At 39.6% G+C, this 21228-nt stretch carries 15 protein-coding genes; 11 read left to right on the forward strand and 4 right to left on the reverse strand.

All coding sequences use genetic code 11. The annotated features are described in order from the left end of the window. Positions 1-92 precede the first annotated feature (92 nt). On the forward strand, positions 93-206 hold the full coding sequence (locus tag FHK88_RS07635) for a DUF2474 domain-containing protein (RefSeq protein WP_227430152.1): 114 nt from the start codon (positions 93-95) through the stop codon (positions 204-206). Between the two features lie 55 nt (positions 207-261). On the opposite strand, the gene FHK88_RS07640 is transcribed toward FHK88_RS07635, so the two are convergent. Both FHK88_RS07640 and lpxB read right to left on the reverse strand, forming a co-directional pair. After that, positions 262-1176: a ribonuclease HII gene (locus FHK88_RS07640; protein WP_227430153.1), complete on the reverse strand. Its 915-nt coding sequence runs from the start codon at positions 1174-1176 to the stop codon at positions 262-264. A gap of 99 nt (positions 1177-1275) precedes the next feature. After that, entirely contained in the window at positions 1276-2529 is a 1254-nt protein-coding gene (gene lpxB / locus FHK88_RS07645) for a lipid-A-disaccharide synthase (RefSeq protein WP_227430154.1), read from the reverse strand. 614 nt (positions 2530-3143) lie between these two features. Between lpxB and FHK88_RS07650 the strand changes: the two genes are divergently transcribed. Further along, positions 3144-4229, forward strand: a complete 1086-nt coding sequence (locus FHK88_RS07650; protein WP_227430155.1) for a 3-deoxy-7-phosphoheptulonate synthase — start codon at positions 3144-3146, stop codon at positions 4227-4229. Positions 4230-4338: 109 nt separating this feature from the next. Here FHK88_RS07650 and pepN read toward each other — a convergent pair whose 3' ends face one another. Continuing rightward, positions 4339-7008, reverse strand: coding sequence for an aminopeptidase N (pepN, locus tag FHK88_RS07655; RefSeq protein ID WP_227430156.1), 2670 nt, complete (start codon positions 7006-7008; stop codon positions 4339-4341). 134 nt (positions 7009-7142) lie between these two features. On the opposite strand from pepN, the gene FHK88_RS14515 reads away from it, so the two are divergent. The 3 genes from FHK88_RS14515 (at position 7143) to FHK88_RS07670 (ending at position 9820) form a co-directional block, all read left to right on the forward strand. Next, positions 7143-7967, forward strand: coding sequence for a DUF6231 family protein (locus FHK88_RS14515; RefSeq protein ID WP_413680466.1), 825 nt, complete (start codon positions 7143-7145; stop codon positions 7965-7967). 402 nt (positions 7968-8369) lie between these two features. Beyond that, a complete protein-coding gene (pal, locus tag FHK88_RS07665; RefSeq protein WP_227430157.1) occupies positions 8370-8888 on the forward strand; it encodes a peptidoglycan-associated lipoprotein Pal in 519 nt (172 codons plus the stop codon). A gap of 242 nt (positions 8889-9130) precedes the next feature. Continuing rightward, positions 9131-9820, forward strand: a complete 690-nt coding sequence (locus FHK88_RS07670) for a 4'-phosphopantetheinyl transferase family protein (RefSeq protein WP_227430158.1) — start codon at positions 9131-9133, stop codon at positions 9818-9820. Between the two features lie 100 nt (positions 9821-9920). Here the strand turns inward: FHK88_RS07670 and FHK88_RS07675 are convergent, their stop codons facing one another. Next, positions 9921-10745 carry a hypothetical protein gene (locus tag FHK88_RS07675; protein ID WP_227430159.1) on the reverse strand — a complete coding sequence of 275 codons (825 nt, stop codon included), beginning with the start codon at positions 10743-10745 and terminating at the stop codon, positions 9921-9923. A gap of 886 nt (positions 10746-11631) precedes the next feature. On the opposite strand from FHK88_RS07675, the gene ahcY reads away from it, so the two are divergent. The 6 genes from ahcY to FHK88_RS07705 all read left to right on the forward strand — a co-directional run bounded on the left by ahcY (position 11632) and on the right by FHK88_RS07705 (position 21142). Continuing rightward, positions 11632-13056, forward strand: a complete 1425-nt coding sequence (gene ahcY / locus FHK88_RS07680) for an adenosylhomocysteinase (protein ID WP_227430180.1) — start codon at positions 11632-11634, stop codon at positions 13054-13056. A 17-nt stretch (positions 13057-13073) separates the two neighbouring features. Continuing rightward, positions 13074-13922 (forward strand): methylenetetrahydrofolate reductase [NAD(P)H], encoded by an 849-nt coding sequence (gene metF / locus FHK88_RS07685; protein WP_227430160.1) that lies wholly within the window; start codon positions 13074-13076, stop codon positions 13920-13922. Between the two features lie 256 nt (positions 13923-14178). Beyond that, positions 14179-15093: a 16S rRNA (uracil(1498)-N(3))-methyltransferase gene (locus FHK88_RS07690; protein WP_227430161.1), complete on the forward strand. Its 915-nt coding sequence runs from the start codon at positions 14179-14181 to the stop codon at positions 15091-15093. Positions 15094-15280: 187 nt separating this feature from the next. Further along, a complete protein-coding gene (locus FHK88_RS07695) occupies positions 15281-16963 on the forward strand; it encodes a bifunctional diguanylate cyclase/phosphodiesterase (protein WP_227430162.1) in 1683 nt (560 codons plus the stop codon). Positions 16964-17498: 535 nt separating this feature from the next. Further along, positions 17499-19295, forward strand: a complete 1797-nt coding sequence (locus tag FHK88_RS07700; RefSeq protein WP_227430163.1) for an acyl-CoA dehydrogenase C-terminal domain-containing protein — start codon at positions 17499-17501, stop codon at positions 19293-19295. 62 nt (positions 19296-19357) lie between these two features. Continuing rightward, positions 19358-21142: an acyl-CoA dehydrogenase C-terminal domain-containing protein gene (locus tag FHK88_RS07705; RefSeq protein WP_227430164.1), complete on the forward strand. Its 1785-nt coding sequence runs from the start codon at positions 19358-19360 to the stop codon at positions 21140-21142. The last annotated feature ends 86 nt before the right edge of the window (positions 21143-21228 follow it).

Consider the following 21228-nt stretch of genomic DNA (forward strand, 5'->3'; position numbering starts at 1 on the left):
GACATGGGTATATTGAGATTGACCATATACCCATGTCAATAACACCTGCACTACCTCTAAAACAAACGGAGAATAAAGTAAGTGAGTAACAGATGAAACTTTCAAAAAAACAGTCCCAATGGGCATGGTTTATTGGACTTTATCTTGGTGGTCTACTTGTTGTGACTCTGATGGCACAACTTATAAAACTAGCAATGGGGATTTAAGTTGCACAAAACATCCTAAAACTTTGCTTGGCGAATGACCAGTTTGCAGATTTATTCAATCCACTGCTCCCAACATATCCAAGGCATTTTTGACAGGAGCAAAACTACGCCGATGTTGTGGCAACACACCATGCTCAGCAATGGCAGCTAGATGTGCCTTTGTAGGATAACCTTTGTGCTTTTCTAATTGATATTGTGGATACATCTGTGCATCCGCAACCACTTGTCTATCTCTTGCCACTTTAGCTAAAACACTTGCTGCCGCCATACTACTGTGACGACCATCACCTTTAACCCATGCCTCAGCCATTATTTGTATCTCAGATAAATCTACTTGCCGGCCTAATCTCAACCAATCAAACTCTGGTAGCTTATTACCATCAATCAGTAACTGACATTTCAACGGCAACTTATCTGCTATTTTGTTAGAATTAACCGCACCGATATTACCCTGTCCATCTTGTTTAGACACTGTAACCAATGCAGTAATCAGTGTCTCCGCACATAGACGCATGGCAGTCATTGTTGCTTGAAAAATATTGAGCGTATCAATCACGCTGGCAGGTATCTCCACTAATACATAACCAATACTGTATTGCTGTATCAATGGAAACAACATCTCACGCTTTTTTTCAGATATTTTTTTTGAGTCCGTCAATCCAGATAAGGCTGTATCAGTTAAAGGTGCTTGACTAATCTCATCCGACCAAGCATCTGGCAATATTGCACCAGCGACCACCACACTACCATATAAAGGACCACGACCAACCTCATCAATACCAATGGTGACTGTATGAGCAGGTGTATGATGTGCTGTATCTTTGCTCATCGAAAGCATCACGTCATCATATAAACGCTGTGTGGATAGTTGACCTGTGATTTGTATCGCCTGCGGTAGATTGATGTCTATCCAACCATCATTCTTATCCCAAAATGCAACTGAATTTAATGCCTGATTTAGGGTGAACACACACAGCCTCTCTATGTTTTAATACCTTGGTTTTTAATATCTTAGCTTTTCAGATATTAGTTTTTAATACTTGTCAGAGCAGACTCAATCTGCACTGCTCTATAATGGATACTTTGCCCATGCTTCTATTACAGCATGTGCAGGTGACTGATTACTTTGTAACCGTAGTTTGGCACTGATATCATCAAGTTGACTTTGCTGTTCATGATAAGCACGTACTGGTAACAGCTTTGTCACTGCACGACAGATATTCTCTCCCGTTGCTTCCTCTTGGATAAGCTCAGGAACGACTTTGTCACCCGCCAAAATATTTGGCAATGATATATAGGGTACCTTAACCATACGCTTAGCAATCTGATATGTCAGCCTATTAAGCTGATAAACCACTACCATAGGGCGACGTAATAACATGGCTTCCAAACTTGCTGTTCCTGAGGCTAAGACGATTAAATCTGATGCAGCCATCACCAACTGGCTAAAATGTTCATGGCTTTGTGTATCATCAAAAACGACCACCACTGCTTCGCGCAACTGCTCATTACGACTATCAATTAAATCTTGCACAATATACTGATGATTCTTATCAATAGTAGGAATAATAAAACATAGATCTTTATCAACCAGCAGTAAGCGCTGAATAGCATCTAGCATCAAAGGAAAAATAGCATTAATTTCACCCCGCCGAGACCCAGGCATCATACAAATTAAATTGCTGATATACTGATGACTCTCATAAAAGAAATGACGCAGCTCGGGATTGCTCCATACCAAACGACGACGCAACTCAACAAAGTCAGTTGTTAACAGCTCAGGTGACAGTGTATGCAATAATGGATGTCCAACACAGATAGCAGGATGTTGATGCTTTTCATAAACCTCCAACTCAAATGGAAATAGACATAGCACCAGATGTGTTGATGTCTTAATACTATGAATGCGCGACTCACGCCATGCCCATATAGATGGACTAACATACTGCACACAAAAGATGCCTTTAGGCTTTAGCTTTTTTGCCACTCGTAAATTAAAATCTGGCGCATCAATACCAATAAACCAGTCAATCTGAGCCTCACAAAAAGCCTGCACCAACTGCTTACGTGCTTTTAGTAAATCTGGCAGATGTCCTAGAACCTCTACCAGACCCATCACGGATAAGCGAGACATTGCAAATAAAGGCTCTAAACCTTCTTTTTGCATCTGTTCACCACCCACACCTATCCAGATGATATCATCACGTACAGCATTCATCTGACGCATAAAATCAGCCCCTAGCCTATCACCAGAAGCTTCACCAGCAACGATACCAATAACCAGCGGGCGCTTTTGCCACTCAATCTGCTTTTGCTCAGTCATCAAGGTACTCTTTCTTTAGATATCAAATTTAATTGTGTTGATTTGGGCGATGGTTATGATATTTTCTAGTATACAGATAGCATTAAAATTAGTATAAAACTACTCTGATATACAAAATAAATAGCATATTAAAGCAAACCAGTATAGCAAAAATTTATTTTACTTATGGCATAAATTAAGGCAATTCAAAGGGCTAATGCTTGTCAACTGCCTACTTTATCCTCATAATAAAAACAACCATCAGATAACAAAAGTACGATAACTAAAAAAATAGACTAGATGCTTTTTGCATATTCTGTTATCGTCTGCTGTACTAAGGTTATGAAATTTTGTCATTTCTATTTTATATTATCTATTGATGATAATATCAATATGCTAGGCTCTCTTGACGCTATAGTCATATTACTGTGGTAAGATAAGCAATAGACATGCAAAATTCAGCATTTTAGTATCACTATTAGGCTTAACTGATAGGTTTAACCATTGTTTTTGAATATTCATCGCTTTTTATTCATATAATTATATGAATAAAAAAGTATGTTGAATATGAATATACCGTGTTAATGCTTTATTTAGCCAATTTTTAACAAGCCAATATAAACAGGCACAAACTTATGACCAATCAATCCATTACTCATAATGTAGACATCGACGACGTGAATATCGAACAGTTCATTCCTTTAATGACACCTGCTCAACTAAAAACTGAGCTTCCCTTATCAGAAAAAGCACATCAAACCGTACTAGAGGGACGTAAAACCATCCAAAATATTCTAGACGGCAAAGATAACCGCTTACTTATTGTCGTTGGTCCTTGCTCTATTCATGATGTCAAAGCGGCACATGAGTATGCTGATAAACTCAAAGTGTTAGCCGATGAGTTGCAAGACAGTATCTTTGTAGTGATGCGGGTATATTTTGAAAAGCCACGTACAACGACAGGCTGGAAAGGTCTGATTAATGACCCAGATATGAACGATAGCTTTGATATCGAAAAAGGACTGCGCACTGCTCGTAAGCTTTTATTGGACTTAAATGAAAAAGGTCTACCTTGTGCCACAGAAGCACTAGACCCCAATACACCACAATACATTCAAGACCTTATCAGTTGGTCAGCCATCGGTGCTAGAACAACCGAAAGCCAAACTCACCGTGAAATGAGTTCTGGACTATCTTGCCCTGTTGGCTTTAAAAATGGTACAGATGGTAGTATGACTGTTGCAGTCAATGCCATGAATGCAGTGAAATCTGGACATAGCTTTTTGGGTTTATCTTCAGATGGACAAGTTTGTATCATTAAATCAAAAGGCAATCCTTATGCCCATGTTGTATTACGTGGTGGTAATGGTAAACCAAACTATGATGAAACTGCGGTGGCACAAGCTGAAAATGAGTTAGAGAAAGGCAAAGCAAATGTCAAAATCATGATAGACTCTAGCCACGCAAACTCAGGTAAAGACCCTTATCTACAACCAATGGTTATCCAAAATGTTGGTGAACAGATTCAAAATGGTAATAAATCTATCATGGGTATGATGATTGAAAGCCACTTAAAAGGTGGACGCCAAAATATCCCAGATGATTTAAGCAAGCTTGAATATGGTAAATCAATCACTGATGGTTGCCTTGACTGGGACAGTACAGTTGCTTCTTTACGTAACTTACGTAATATGATTAAAGAACAACTTGCCAATCGTTAGACCAACGACATAGCACAAATAAAAAAACTGGATAATTTATCCAGTTTTTTTATTGAGTCTACTTTTTATTTAACTTGCAAAGAGATAGCAGAGAGAACTCTGCTAAGTGCTAAGCTGTCAAAATATGTTGCAGACTTTCCAGAGTATTTTTAGAGCTAACTTTACTGCGCAATGCTGTTAAATAGCGTTTTGCAACTACCTGCTGGCTTTGCTCTAATGTATACCAGCGTGCCAGCGCTTGCAATAAACGCGATGCCAGCACAGGGTTGGTTTTATCCAATTTGGCAACAACTTGGGTATATAAATCTAGCCCCTGCTCACTCCATAATAACGTTGGCTGAGACGCCAAGCTACTTACCACAGCACGTATTCGATTTGGCGTTCCCCAATCAAACTTCTGATGAGCAATTAAAGACTCAATATGTTGCACTTGGGTATTTGGATTAGAAGCCTGCACACTAAACCATAAGTCTATGACTAACGCCTCATTAGCAAACCTCTGATAAAAATCTTGTAGATACTCGTCTTTTTTGCTCAAGTCATAAAATATAATCGCTTGTAATGCACCAAGGCGTTCTGTCATACATTTGGCTGTATCATACTGTGTATATGCCCATGACGGTGCTTCATCAATACCAGCAGTCAAAGCCATATCAAGTACCACATTACGCAATGCTCGCTGACCATTTGCCTCTGGTGTATCCACATACTCCTGAATGGGTAACTGCTGATACAGCTTACTTAACTGAGGCTTCAAACGCTCTGCCAGTGCTGTTTTTAACTGCTTACGCTGTTTCTTCACCTGTTCTGGTCGATATTCTGTACTAAAGGCTGTCGCTAACTCACGCTCAGAAGGGATATCAAATAATCGTGCAGTCAACATAGCATCTGTCTGGCTTAACCGTGCAACGGCTTGCTCAATTGCTGATAGATAACTATCCACTTTATGATGTTGTAATAGCACTCGATTGACCAAAGTTTGAGCATGTTGCCACTGATTAAAACCATTGGTTTCATGAGCCACTAAAAAGGCTAAATCTTCATCTGTATAATCATAACTTAACTGCACAGGCGCACTAAAATTACGTAAAACAGAAACAATCGGAGCAGTATTATCTGTTGTCTGAATATCTGTAAATGCAAACTGCTGTTCTTGCTCTGTTAATAATAATACCTCTTCAGCCAAAATAGCACCTGACTGTGAGTCAAACAGTGCAACAGCAATGGGAATCGGCAATAATTTTGGCTCAGCATAACCAGCAACATGGCGAGTCTTTTGAGTGAAACGAATGGTTAAACACTGCTCTTTTGCATCATAGTCATGATATCCTGATACATGTGGTGTGGCTGGCTGGGTATACCAAATTAAAAAGTCTTCAGCTCTCTTATCAGCCACACTCAGTGCTGATAAAAAGTCTTCCACTGTCACAGCTTGTCCATCATAGCGCTTAAAGTATTCATCGGTACCACGACGGAAGCCTTCTTTTCCAAGCGTATTTGCAATCATACGCACAACCTCAGCCCCTTTTTCATAGACTGTCGTGGTATAAAAGTTATTAATCTCCACAAAATTATCAGGACGAGGTGGATGCGCTAATGGACCAGCATCTTCACTAAACTGATGCGCACGCAATGTCGCAACATCATCTATTCGTTGCACAGCAGGTGATTGCTGGTCGGCTGAAAAAGACTGGTCACGATAAACCGTAAAGCCCTCTTTTAAACATAACTGAAACCAGTCTCGACACGTAATACGATTTCCTGTCCAATTATGGAAATACTCATGAGCAACAACTGCTTTTACATTAAAGCTACGATTATCCGTTGTTGTCTCAGGACTAGATAGCACACATGCCGTATTAAAGATATTAAGACCCTTATTTTCCATAGCACCCATATTAAACTGGCTAACGGCAACAATCATATAACGGTCTAAATCATAAGCACGACCATAGTTTTTTTCATCCCAAGCCATGGCATCTTTTAATGCTTGCATAGCGACATGACATTTTTCAATATCATACGACTTTGCATACAACTCTAATAAAACCTCTCGACCCTCTATCGTCGTATAATGATCCTGCATCACATCCAAGTCAGCAAAAACACAAGCAAATAAATAACTTGGTTTACGTGTTGGGTCTTCCCATAGCGCATAATGACGATGCTCACCCACCGCACCCGAATCAATCAAATTACCATTTGCCAACAAGGTCGGGAACTTTTTATCTGCCTCTAAACGAGTGGTAAAGGTTGCCAACACATCTGGTCGGTCAGGATAAAAGGTAATCTTACGAAATCCTTCAGGCTCACATTGAGTCACATACATTTGCTCAATATCAACGCCTGATGCCTCTTGCTTATCTGCTTGATCTCCAGCTAAATACAAGCCTTCAAGCGCTGTATTCTTCTGTGGCTCAATACGCACCTGAATATTTAAAGTAACCCTATCAGGTGCTTGATGAATAGATAACCCTTGCTCATCTAACGTGTAATCCGCCTCTGTCAGCAAGCGTTCATTCATTGAGATACTAAGTAGCTGTAAATCTTGTCCCGCCAGCCATAACTCACCCTCATGCTCACGGTACATCACCAATTGGCTATCAACCAAGGCATGATCATCAAATAACTTAATATCCAAATCAATATGCTCAACTGCAAATACAGGAGGCTGATAATCTTTTAAATAAATTTTAGTTGGTGTTGGCTCATGAGCAGGTGCATCTGGCACATCACTGTCAATCACTTGTTCATCTACTACTGTATTTGCTGTACTCATAATCTACCTTGCCTATGTTAAATGGATTCTTGTCTTATAATAAATAAGGGCTATCAACCATATTAGGTTATAATGGGTATGTCATAACATGAATACAAGCCCTAACCTTTCATCAAAAAATTAATATCATCTTTATGCCAAACTCCCAAGATAATCAACAAATTACACCCATCTTATACCTTGCCATGAGCCATGTCGCAGACATACTGCAACAACATAGCTCAACTTCTCAAACCATAAGCACTGACACTGACTCATCCAAAACAGATAATCCAGAGCTAATAGCAACAGAAATAGAGCAACCCACTTCTTACTTATTTATCTGTGATGATACTTCTTTTATTGATGCTCAAATATCTGCCTATTTTAGTACCACAGCTAATCAGCGAAATCAGAATATTCAACAAACTGCAAATACACTACTGAATATCGCGCCACAAACGGATGTGCCGACAACAATAAGCCATCAGCAACAAATACAGATAGTAACTGAAGCAGAGTTTTTAAACATGCCCTATCATCAACAGTATGATTTTGGATGTTATATTGATGTTACTATTCTTCAATATCTGCTCAAACCCTATTTATCAACAACATCGCCACAAACACCATCCACACTCCCCAGCATCACCACAGAAAAACGCAACAAAATTGCGAATATCAGCATCCGACTACGTGACTTATTTGCTCGCCAAAGTGTGATTGTTAGCAATAAAGAGCTGGATTTACTCGCTTATGGCTTTACCCGTCTAAAAAATATGGCTCAGCCTAATAGTAATCATATCAATCACAGTACGCAGAAATCCACCACATCCTCTGCCATAGCCCCTATAACAACGCCACTGGCACAACACCTATCCATATGGCAATTTAATCTATATGACTATAAATACCGACCAGACTGGCTAAATGCTAAATATTGGGCAAATCCAGAAAATTTTGATAAATATCGCTGGTAACAGAAATAATATGACCAATAGATAGCTAAAATTGTATTTTTAGCACCTAAAACCCATTTATTTTTCCATCATATACCAAAACTACTTGTCTAAAGATACAAACTTTGCCATTATCTACACAGCAGTTTACAGTAAGACTACTTACAAAAATTAACATCAAGTTTAATATGAGTCGTCATTCTATAAATATTCATTACGCCAGCGTCACACACGCTCAGTTAATAGATATTTGATTTGGCACATACCAAAACTATGATGTCACCAGTTTTACTGAAACAAAGATATTTACTTAGCTGTATTGTGACTAGTCTATCCTACTAATACGTCTTGGATTGGATGACAATGTGAAGTGAAGTAAATACGGATTAATTACTATTATTAGAGAACGTTGAGGAAATGTATATGCAATCTATTGCCAAACTTACCGCCCTATCAGTACTATCAGCTGTCCTTGCTATTACCACTGGTTGTGCAACTAAACGTGCGAATACTTCAGAAGTTGTTGTAGCACCAATGGGTATTCCTGGTGGCTCAATCTATGGTAGCGGTAGTGGACTGGTGTCAAACTCTGCAGTTATTGTTAGCGGTTCTGAACAGCTTAATAGCACTGTATACTTCGCCTTTGACAGTAGCGCACTAGATACACAGGCACGTATGATACTAGATCAACAAGCAGGCTTTTTAAATAGTAACCCAAGCGCACAAGTTTTGGTTGCTGGTTATACCGATGAGCGCGGTAGCCGTGAATATAACCATGCTTTAGGTGAGCGTCGAGCTCAATCAGTCAAAAGCTATTTGACAACTCAAGGTGTAGCTGCTTCTCGTATACAGACCATCAGTTATGGTGAAGATGACCCAGCAGTACCTGGTCATACTGAACAAGACTACGCACTAAACCGCCGTGCTGTTTTATCTTATTAATAAATGAACATCTTATAGCTAGAACTAGTGTTAGTATTGTATTTACTACAATCTGGTTATGTTGATACAAGTTTCGAATGTATCACTAAACAACTGAGTTGACTAATAATATAAAGCTGTTAAAAAAGACCCATAAATAGTGGGTCTTTTCTATAATATAAGCTCCAAAATATCGGCTTAACAGTTAGTACAATAACAACATGATATAAGACACTATCTGATTTTATGACTACCAACCCTACATGCACTTAATAAATACTGAGTTTATTGCATTTACTGATGATGCTACTCCGACTACTTTTTCACACACGAACGCTAGCCTATGGGTTGCTATCGCACAGTTTGATTCTGTGACAACAGCTAACACAAAATTAACACGTCCACAGCTACATCAGGCACAACGCCAAGCTGTACGTCAACTACTAAAACAAACTCTAGAAAAGCTTAATATCCAAGATACGATTGATAGTACTACCTACCCTTACCGATTATACAAAACACAATATTACATCTGCTTTAGTCATTCACAATACTGGGTCAGCTGCGCCTTACACAAGCAGTTGCCTATTGGCATTGATATTGAAAAAAATATAATTAAACATAGCATTGCTCAACGCTTCTTTCATCAAAGGGTATTAACCAAATATACTCAATTAGAACCGCAATATCAGCCAACTTATTTAAAACTATGCTGGATGTTGGCAGAAGCCTGCCTAAAAAAAGAAAATGGGAAGCAACTGGCTACCTATCTACAAAGAGATCATACCTGTATTGCTCAACAACTCATTTGTTTCTTAGAGTATCGACAAAACGAGGCAAATAAGATAGAGCAAAATAGTATATCCATCAAAGCTCAAGACTTATCAAAACAATACCAGCATTTAGCAGCCATTATCTATCTACCCTATTCTTCACTCATCATTGTCATATAGTCATAACAATTCTCTTAATTCTAAGAACAAAAAGCTTGGAGAATAAAAAAAACGACCCGAAGGTCGTTTTTTTATAAGCTCATAAGTACTATTTAATCAATTAGAAGCGGTAAGTAACACCAACTTTAGCGATTGGGTACCATTTTAGCTCATTGTCATTGATTTTTTCTTCAGCCGCATCTTCGAAGTTACGTGCATTTGCACTATCAGCTACAACTGGTGCACCTTTTACAGTTACGTCTGACTTGTAATCACCCATATAAGCAGCACCGGCTTCAGCAAACATACCCCAACGGTTGTTGATGTTTGGACGGAATCCAAGGGTTGCATATGGTGCTAAAGCATTTTTGTTTTTAGCTTCAACTTCTACAGTAGTTCCAGTAGGAACAGTATAGTTTACATCATCAATACTAATAGTTGCTGTCTTACCAGAAGTAGGTGTTAATGTAGCATTGATTTCATTACGAGGTACCATAACACCCGCGCCAACTGTCAACCAGTTTTTCAATGGACGCATTTGTACGCCAAGGTATGGGTTGCTAGATTTAACGCGGTAATCTAAAGTACCTTTAAAGTCATCATATTCTTCACCAAGTGCTTTACCCCAGTTAATCCAAGAATCATTTGCATCAAGGTCAATATCACCATCGATTTTCATGCCAGACCAACCAGCTTGAAGCTCAGTTGATTCGTTTAGACCCCATGCAATATTTGCACCGTAGCCTAGAGTACCGATTTCAGCACTAACAGCGGCTGGATGAGTCGCTGTATCAAATAATGTCTTAGTAGTACCAACAACAGCGCCAGCGGCATTGCGTACGATACCATTTTCAGGGTTGTATTCATAAGCTTGTGGCTCAGCTGCCATTGCTGCAGTTGTGCCTAATACTGCCATTGAAATAACAGATAGTTTGATAAGTTTCATAAAATCTCCTCAAATTATGACAAATAGTAGTGACCTTAAATAAGTCATTTACCTCTCCTATAGTCATCACGCACTATTATAGATATTACTAAAAATTATACAACTGATATCTATCTACTGCATTGTCTATAGTAAAGGAAATATAGTGATAAATTTATAAACTTATTAATATGCCACCTGTTTACGAGAGCATATTAAACCTTTTTTATGCACTAATGTCACCCCCAAGCTGTCATGTTTTATTTAAAGTTCTGTAATTTTTGAGTATATCTTGTAAGTAGTTCTTGCTTATTATATAAGAAATGATGCTCAATTCACTATATTTGTGATTTTCAATGTGATAGTACGGTGATATTTTTATAGAATATCTAAATTCAAAAAAATAAAAAACACTCTATTTATAGTAAACAGAGAATCGTGCGGACGTGACATCACCAGACACATCTATTACAATAGCGACTACTGAGAGGTGTTGCATCATCAGTATTTTTAGTCACTTTATCATCTTTTATTGACATTAATAATATTATGATTGACTTAAATCAATCATATATCAGATAAAAGATTTAGCTAAATTTACTTATGTCAGGCTCAGTGTGCCGTAATATAGTCTGTATCATTAAACTAATTATATTCTTAATTTTATATGGTTTGATTATATACTTATTACATATTTTTAAGTTGTTAAGTAATATCGAGTTTTTCTAAGTAGCTTTCAAACCACGTTAATGTTACCTACTGTCATTTTAATAGTTCTAAACATATATGGTTTTAAAGTTATTTAAGAAAGTTTAGAAAATAACGGCATAGATTAACGACACCTGCGTTATAGGTCTTTATTCACTTAATATCTTTATTCACTTTCAATATTAGATAGGAGTTTATGATGAACGCAGTGTCATCTTCTAATTCATCAACCACTACCCCCACCGACTTCACTGATTACAAGATTGCTGATATTAGCTTGGCAGATTATGGTCGCCGAGAAATCTCATTAGCAGAGGCTGAAATGCCAGCATTGATGGGCATTCGTCGCCGCTATCAGGCTGAGCAACCACTCGCTGGTGCAAAAATTTTGGGTTGTATTCATATGACCATCCAAACCGCTGTTCTGATTGAAACATTGGTTGCGTTAGGTGCAGAAGTTCGTTGGACATCATGTAATATTTTCTCTACCCAAGACCATGCTGCCGCCGCTATTGCTGCTGCTGGAATACCTGTATACGCATGGAAAGGTGAGACCGAAGAAGAATACGAATGGTGTCTACGCCAACAACTCCATGCAGGCGGTGAAGCTTCAGGTCAGCTATGGGATGCCAATCTTATTTTAGATGATGGTGGTGACTTGACTGCTTTGGTACACAATGAGTATCCACAGTTACTTGACAATATTCATGGTATTTCTGAGGAGACAACTACTGGTGTACACCGTCTACTAGATATGCTCAATAAAGGCACTTTAAAAGTACCTGCTATCAATGTAAATGATGCGGTTACTAAGTCAAAAAATGATAACAAATACGGCTGTCGCCACAGCTTAAATGATGCCATCAAACGAGCCACTGATATGCTCTTAGCTGGTCGTCGTGCGCTGGTCGTTGGCTATGGTGATGTTGGTAAAGGCTCTGCACAAAGCTTACGCCAAGAAGGTATGATTGTACGTGTTTCAGAAGTAGATCCTATCTGTGCCATGCAGGCATGTATGGATGGTTATGAAGTAGTGTCACCTTATATTGATGGTAAAAACACCAATGATGGCAGTAGCATCAATACTCGTCTATTACAAGATACTGATTTAATCGTAACCACTACAGGTAACTATCACGTTTGTGACCGCCATATGCTAGCAGCATTAAAATCTAGTGCAGTCGTCTGTAATATTGGTCATTTTGATACAGAGATTGATACACAGTTTATGCGTGATAACTGGCGCTGGGTTGAGATTAAACCGCAAGTACATCAAGTCTTCCGCTCTGATGCAGATGAGGATTATTTAATCTTATTAGCAGAGGGTCGATTGGTCAATTTGGGTAACGCAACAGGGCATCCTTCTCGTGTTATGGATGGTTCATTTGCTAACCAAGTACTCGCACAGATATACCTTTATGAGCAAAAATTTGCCGAATTGCCAAAAGATAGCCGTGCAGAGAGCCTCTATGTCAAAGTTTTACCCAAGAAACTAGACGAAGAAGTAGCCGCTGCAATGGTTGCTGGGTTTAATGGCACTATCACGCAACTGACGGCTGAACAAGCTGATTATTTGGGTGTGCCTGTTGAAGGTCCGTTTAAAGCTGATGACTATAAATACTAAGCCGGTTGGAGCAGATCATGACAGCCAAGCCAACGTTTTCTTTTGAGTTTTATCCCCCAAAGACCTCTGCTGGTCAGGAAAAGCTGGGGACGACTTTTGATGAGCTTAATGCACTATCACCCAGTTACTTTTCAGTGACCTATGGAGCTGGTGGCTCTACACGTGAGCGTACACTAGATACAATTAATATGCTTAAAAAACATGGTGCAACCGATATTGCACCGCATATTTCTTGTATTGGTGATGATAAGTCACAAATTGCTGAGCTGCTTGAATACTATCAGTCGATTGGTATCTCGCGTCTGGTGGCATTACGTGGTGACTTGCCTTCAGGGCAGGTCGGCATGGGTGAGCTGCCTTTTGCTCGCGATTTGGTCGCTTTTATTCGTGAGCAAACAGGCGATGCCTTTTATATTGAAGTCGCAGCTTATCCTGAGATGCACCCACAAGCTCGTAGCTTTGCCTCTGATGTACAGAACTTAGTCAATAAGTATCAAGCGGGTGCAAATGCAGCCATTACTCAGTTTTTCTTTAATGCAGACAGCTATTTGTACTTGCGTGATGCGCTAGAAAAACAAGGTATTGATACACAAAAACAGCCTCTAATTGCTGGTATCATGCCCATCACTAGCTCATCAAGTCTGGTACGTTTTGCTGATAGCTGTGGTGCGGATATTCCTCGTTATGTTCGTAAGCAATTGACCGATTTTGGTGATGATCGCAAAGCCATTCGTGAGTTTGGTTTTGAGGTAGTATATAAACTATGTGAACGCTTAATAGCGGAGTCTGTGCCAGCGCTACATTTCTATACGATGAATAAAACTGAGCCAAATCGAAAGTTGGTTAAAGCACTTGGGCTTCAATAGTCCTCAAGCTCAGGGTCTATTGAACATGGATTTTCATAGGGAAAATTTAGTTACTTTTACATAAAAGCAAAAAGTGGCTACATCCCATGTCAATACTAGCCTAACGATGTAGAAATTTAATAGACCCTATATTTATATATTATTATCTATACTACAGACACACCTTAGTTATTTTAATTAAGGTGTGTTCCATTTTATGGGTCACTTTTTATTATTTTAATTTTTTGGCTATTTTTAGGGTCTGTTGGTGTTTTATATGCGACGTTTTTTTTACCTTCCAGAGCTTCTATCTGCAACTGATATCAAACCATTACAGCTTGGTCAAGCACTAACAGTAACAGATACTATTTTTCATCACTGGTGCCGTGTTTTAAGAGCGAAACAGGGCGAGTGTGCCACATTTTTTGATGGCTATGGTGGTGAATATGATGTCAGACTAACTGATATTCAGAAAAAAACAGCACAAGTTGAAGTATTTGCTTATCGAGAAGAAGATAAAGACAATCCATATCGAGTTCATATTGCTTTGGTTATGAGTCGGGGTGAACGTATGGATTATGCCTTGCAAAAGGCAACAGAGCTAGGCGTAAGCAGTATTCAGCTACTCAGTAGCCAGCATGGTGAGGTAACATTAAAGTCACATCAAGTTAGCAAAAAGATGGCGCATTGGCAACAAGTCATACTCGCTGCTTGTGAGCAATGTGGATTAAATCGTCCTCCCCTACTTTTTTCCCCTATCTCTATCACAGACTGGCTAGCAGGTACATCAGGCGAGGCATCTGAGATGTTAAGCCATCTTGTAGATACACCATATTATCAAGATATTCGACCTCAGCTTCCGTGTGATAATACAGAGCCTTTAACACCTTCTTTACGCCTTGTACTGGCTGTGCCATCATCTGATGCCGAACCAGCCACACCTGCAGCAACACCACATCAACCTATCCTTGGGCATCTTACACACTTTGCAGACAGACAAACATCACAGCAACCCGCTCACTTTACTTTATTAATTGGAGCAGAAGGTGGTCTGAGTCAACAAGAGGTCACTTTAGCCATGCAACGACACTTTATTCCTTGGCAACTAGGCAACCGTGTCTTGCGTACAGAGACAGCACCTGTTGTGGCGCTAACAACACTACAAACTCTCTTTTCCATTATTGATAAATAAAATTTATCAAAAGTTATTGAAACCTTATTTACTTAGGTTCATATTAATAGAAGTTACAATTATATTTTAATTTTACGACATGATCTTATAACTGCCTTTAGAGGTTTTGAATAAATTTTAAATAGAGTTACATGGCATTTATTCATTTTCTTACGTATGATGTCAATAAGACCCTTAGGAGTACATCATGGTTTTAGCACCAGAAATACAATCACACCTACTTACCCAGCTTTGTTGTCACTCCGAGGAAAGTATTTTTATTTTAGATCATCAGTTCCACTATGCGTGGGTAAACCCTAGCTTTGAACAAACAGTTGGACATCAAAGCAATTATCTCCTTGGTCGTCCTCTAAGCATTTATCCTCTTTCCGAGCTGCCACTAAAAGACAGTTCTTTATTACGCCAACTCTATCAACAACTCGATGAGAATGGCTATTTTCAACAAGATATTGGCTATCTAAGTGTACATGGACAGCTTATTGACGCCAATATGACCATCTGGCAAATCTCTTATCAACAATCCTGCTATTATGTTGGACTATTGCGTAACACACACAGCAGCAAGTCTACACAACATACTCTATTGCAACTGTCTCATTATAATAAATATACTGGACTACCCAACAGACGCTTCTTTATGACACAGTTGGGTGAGTATATCTTAGATACGTATCAAGAGCTGGTCATTGTACGGCTCAATATTGATCACTTTGATGCTATTTATAGTACCCTATCTGATGAGCAAATCAAGTGTCTACTCCAGCAACTAACTGACCGAATCAATAGATTGTCACTGTCTCGCCTCAAGGTATTTGCTCACTTTAGTTTAAGTGACTTTGCCATGTTATTTGAGGTTGATGATGCCAATAGTATTAGAGAAGAGCTAAAAGATATCATTCATTTATGTGAGTTGCCATTTACTGTTGGTACAGAGAGTATCTATCTGCATTTATCCATTGGCGTCAGTCATTACCGAGAGCATGGTGAGCAGATTGATGTTTTAGTTCGGGCAGCAGAACATGCTTTAGAATATGTCAAACGTCAAGGGGGTGATGGACTATGTTGGTATACTCATGATTTAAACCCCAATGTCTTAAAGAGTATGCGGTTTGAAACCAAGCTCAGACAAGCCATCGCACAAAAACAATTCATTGCTTACTATCAGCCTAAATATCACTTACAGACGAATAAACTTATCGGTTTTGAAGCTTTGGTACGCTGGCAACATCCTGAAAAAGGAATCTTAGAGCCCCAGCATTTTTTACAAACCATTATTGAAAGCCACCTGTCCTATGAGCTTTTCTGCCAAATGTTGCAAACCGTCACTCAGCAAATTAACGAATGGCAAAATATCGATGACCAAGTCATCGTTTGTATCAATGCAGATGCCTCTGAGTTCCGCCAATCTGGGTTTCTACCTTTTATCAAAAATCTACTCACCGCCAACCCTAAATGCAAAAACAAGTTGCATCTTGAAGTCACAGAGTCTTCATTGATGAATAAAGATCAAACAACCATTCAAATTTTTAACCAGTTACATGATTTAGGCATACTGCTGGCACTTGATGACTTTGGTACAGGATACGCATCATTAAGCTATTTATCATTGTATCATTTTGATTTTATTAAGATTGATAAAAGTTTTGTTGCTGATATGGATAATGATAATATTCATCTAAATATCATCAAAGCCATTATTACCTTAGCAAATAATCTGAATATTGAAGTGATTGCCGAAGGTATCGAAAACGCCCATCAGGCTCAGTTACTAACAGAGACTGGCTGTGAATATGGACAAGGTTATTATTTTGGACGACCCATGAGTGCAGAAAAAGCCACATTGCTACTATTACAACAAAAACATTCCTAGCTATTATGATGAGATAGGATGAATACACCCCATAACAACCATCTATACCACCAAAACCCCTGTAAATAATATAGTTTGTCATATCAACAGATGTCAGACACAAATATACGTATGCTCATATCGACATAATCTTGTAGTATGTAGCAATGCTTAATAAACGAACTGTGTTCATTTGCTCGTAGACTCATTCCGTCCAGCATTTTGACCTCTATCACCTTGTTTCTACTTTCTACCACTCTAGCTCTTTTCTTACTTTCTTATTCGTACGAAACCCGCAACTAAACCTAACGACTGCAAAGGTTTACTAATATAAGATGGTAACAGATTGCAAGTTCTGCCCATGACTTATGAGTGCGTGGCATATCCTTGTATATTTTTAGCCAAGCACCTATCTTTTAGCCAGTTATTCACAAAATAATTATGGATATACTCAATGCCACTAATGGCAGGGAAACCAATTTTTTCACTGGTTTGAAGGTCTTAGTATGGCTTTCAATACTGATATTTAACAAATATTGAACAAGGATAAACCCCAATGCAATATAAAGCCCCGCTTCGTGATATGAAATTTGTGATGCATGAGCTACTAGGCAGCGTCTCCCACTATCAGACATTACCCAGCTATGTTGATGTTGAAGAAGATATCATTGATAGCTACCTTGAGGCGGCGGCAAACTTTGCACAAAAAGAGCTAGCTCCGTTAAACCGTAGTGGCGATGAAGAAGGCTGTCGCTTTGAAAATGGCGTGGTAACAACACCAAAAGGATTTAAAGAAGCCTATAAGCAATACTGTGAGCTTGGTTTCGTTTCTATGGCTGCTGATGAAGAGTTTGGTGGACAAGGTATGCCGTTTTCTTTAGCAACGGCAATCAATGAAATCATGGGGTCTGCTAACTGGTCTTTTTCTATGTATCCAGGACTGTCTCATGGTGCGATTCAAACCATTGAACATCACGGTAGCGATGAGCAAAAACGCATCTATCTAGAAAAAATGGTTACAGGGGCATGGTCTGGAACAATGTGTCTAACTGAAGCTCATGCTGGCTCAGACCTAGGAATTATCCGTACAAAAGCTGAGCCAAATGAAGATGGCAGCTTTAGCATCACTGGTCAAAAGATTTTTATCTCTGCTGGTGAGCATGATATGACTGACAATATCATCCATATTGTTTTAGCTCGCCTACCAGGCGCACCTTCTGGTACAAAAGGGATTTCTTTATTTATCGTACCAAAAGTAATGGTCAACGATGACGGCAGTCTTGGTGAGGCTAATAATGTCTCTTGTGGCTCTATTGAACATAAAATGGGTATCAAAGCTTCAGCAACGTGTGTGATGAACTTTGATGGGGCAAAAGGTTATTTAATCGGCCCTGAAAATCGTGGTCTAAACTGTATGTTTACCTTTATGAATGTTGCACGTATTGGTACTGCTGTACAGGGTCTGACTGCCTCTGAAGTCGCATTCCAAGGCTCATTAGAATATGCCAAAGAGCGTTTAGCAATGCGCTCTATCTCTGGTGTTAAAGCACCTGATAAAGTTGCCGACCCTATCATCGTACATCCTGCTGTACGCAATATGCTACTAACAGAAAAAGCCTTTGCAGAAGGTGGACGTGCTTTGGTCTACTATCTGGCATTATTTGCTGATACTGTTGCTAAAGGTGAAGGCGAAGAGCAGAAGTTTGCTGACCAAATGCTGTCTTTATTAACACCGATTGCGAAAGCCTTCTTGACCGAAACAGGCTATGAAGCAGCCAATCATGGCGTCCAAGTCTATGGTGGACACGGCTATATCAGTGAATGGGGTATGGAGCAAAATGTTCGTGATACCCGTATCGCCTGCTTATATGAAGGTACAACCGAGATTCAATCTTTAGACTTATTAGGGCGTAAAGTACTTGGCTCACAAGGCAAAATGCTTGCTAACTTTACCAAAGTCATTCACAAATTCTGTGAAGAGCACAAAGAGACAGATGAGCTTGGTCAGTTTATCCGCCCACTGGCAAAACTTAATAAAGAGTGGGGCGACTTAACCTCTCGTATCGGTATGGAAGCTACCTTAAACCCTGATGCAGTCGGTGCGGCTGCGGTAGACTACATGTACTTTAGCGGTTATGTGACACTGGCGTATCTATGGGCTCGTATGGCTGTCGTTGCGCATGAAGCACTACAACAAGAAGATAATAGTGAGCGTGCATTCTATGATGCTAAAATGAAAACTGCTCAATTCTACTTTAGTAAGCTATTGCCACGCACTCGTACCTACGTTGCCCGTATCGCCTCTGGTGCTGAGCCATACATGAGTATGAAAGTAGACCAGTTTGCATTCTAAAGATAGCTTGTAAAAACTGATTATAGATATAACTTCAAGATATATAACCTAAAGGAAATCTCATGGCAAATTATAATGCCCCACTAGATGAAATGCGCTTTATGCTCAATGACGTTTTTAACGTTGAGCAATTTTGGCAGTCTAATGAAAACCTAGCACATGTTGACATGGATACCGTCAACATGATTTTGGAAGAAATGGCAAAACTGTCTAAAAACGTACTTCTTCCTATCAACCGTACTGGTGATGAAGAAGGCGCTCAGTATAAGGGCGACGGTGTCGTACACACCCCTGCTGGCTTTAAAGAAGCCTATCAGCAATATGCGGATTCAGGCTGGATTGGACTCGGTGGCGACCCAGAATACGGTGGTCAAGGCTTCCCAAAAATGGTAACCATGCTAACCGAAGAAATGGTTTTTACCACCAACCAAGCGTTTGCTCTCTACCCTAACCTAACTGTCGGTGCGACATTGTGTCTACTTGCCTCAGCATCAGAAGAGCAAAAACAGACCTACCTTGAAAAAATGTACTCAGGTCAGTGGTCAGGTACAATGTGTCTAACTGAGCCACATGCTGGAACAGACTTAGGTATCATTAAAACCAAAGCCATCCCTGCTGATGATGGCAGCTACCAGATTTCTGGTACAAAAATCTTTATCACAGGTGGAGAGCATGACCTAACTGAAAACATCATTCACCTTGTATTAGCCAAAACACCAAATGCACCTGAAGGCTCAAAAGGTATCTCTTTATTTGTTGTGCCTAAGTTTTTGGTCAATGAAGATGGCAGCTTGGGTGAACGCAACTCTCTATCTGCTGGCTCAATCGAGCATAAAATGGGTATCAAAGCCTCTGCAACCTGTGTTATGAACTTTGATAATGCCAAAGGCTGGATGGTTGGTGCAGAAAATACAGGACTTGCTTCTATGTTCATCATGATGAACTATGAGCGCGTCACCATGGGTCTACAAGGCTTAGGAGGCACTGAGCTTGCCTACCAAAACGCGGCTGCGTATGCAAATGAGCGCCTTCAAGGACGCAGTGATACTCAAGTTCAAAGCCCTGAAAAACCAGCAGATAGCATCATTCATCATGCAGACGTACGCCGTATGCTACTAAATGCTAAGTCTAATGCTGAAGCATCACGTTGCTTTGCCATGTATGTTGCCAAACAGTTAGATGAATCAAAATACAGCACCAATCCTGATGCTGCTCAAGCAGCAGCGGCTCGTGTGGCACTACTTACCCCAATTGCCAAAGCTTTTTTAACAGATAAAGCATTAGAAGCGACCATTGACTGTCAGCAAGTCTTTGGAGGACATGGCTACATTCGTGAGTGGGGTATGGAGCAAATCGTTCGTGATACCCGTATCTCTCAGATTTACGAAGGTGCAAATGGGATTCAGGCGCTTGACCTACTCGGACGTAAAATCGCCCGTAATGGTGGCAAATACATGCAGAATTTCTTAGCTGAGATTCGTGACTTTGTACAAAATATGAAAGCTGAGCATGGCATTAAGCAGGCAACTTTAGAGGCAGCCGATACCATCGAACACTTAACCAATACCGTTTTAAGCAACATTGGTGAGCGTAAAAATGAAATCAATGGCTGTGCTGTCGACTATCTACACGCTTGTGGCTATTTATGCTTTGCCTATATGTTTGCAATGATGGTCGAAGCATCTTATGATAAAGAAGGTGAGTTTTATGCCAATAAGCTAAAATTAGCAACTTTCTTTATTGGTCGTATTCTACCTCGTATCCGTGCGCATGCTGATATGGTATTGGCAGGTAGCGACCCAATGATGGACTTTGACTTAGCCTATTTTGAAACGGCCATTAGTTAAAAACCATTCCCTCATTTTGTTTGTCCACGATATGAATAAATGAGGCTCATTTCTAAAAACTTAAAAGGTAACTTATTGATAAGTTG

Origin of the sequence: Psychrobacter sp. I-STPA6b (genome assembly GCF_020662265.1) — a bacterium.
Taxonomy (GTDB): Bacteria; Pseudomonadota; Gammaproteobacteria; order Pseudomonadales; family Moraxellaceae; genus Psychrobacter.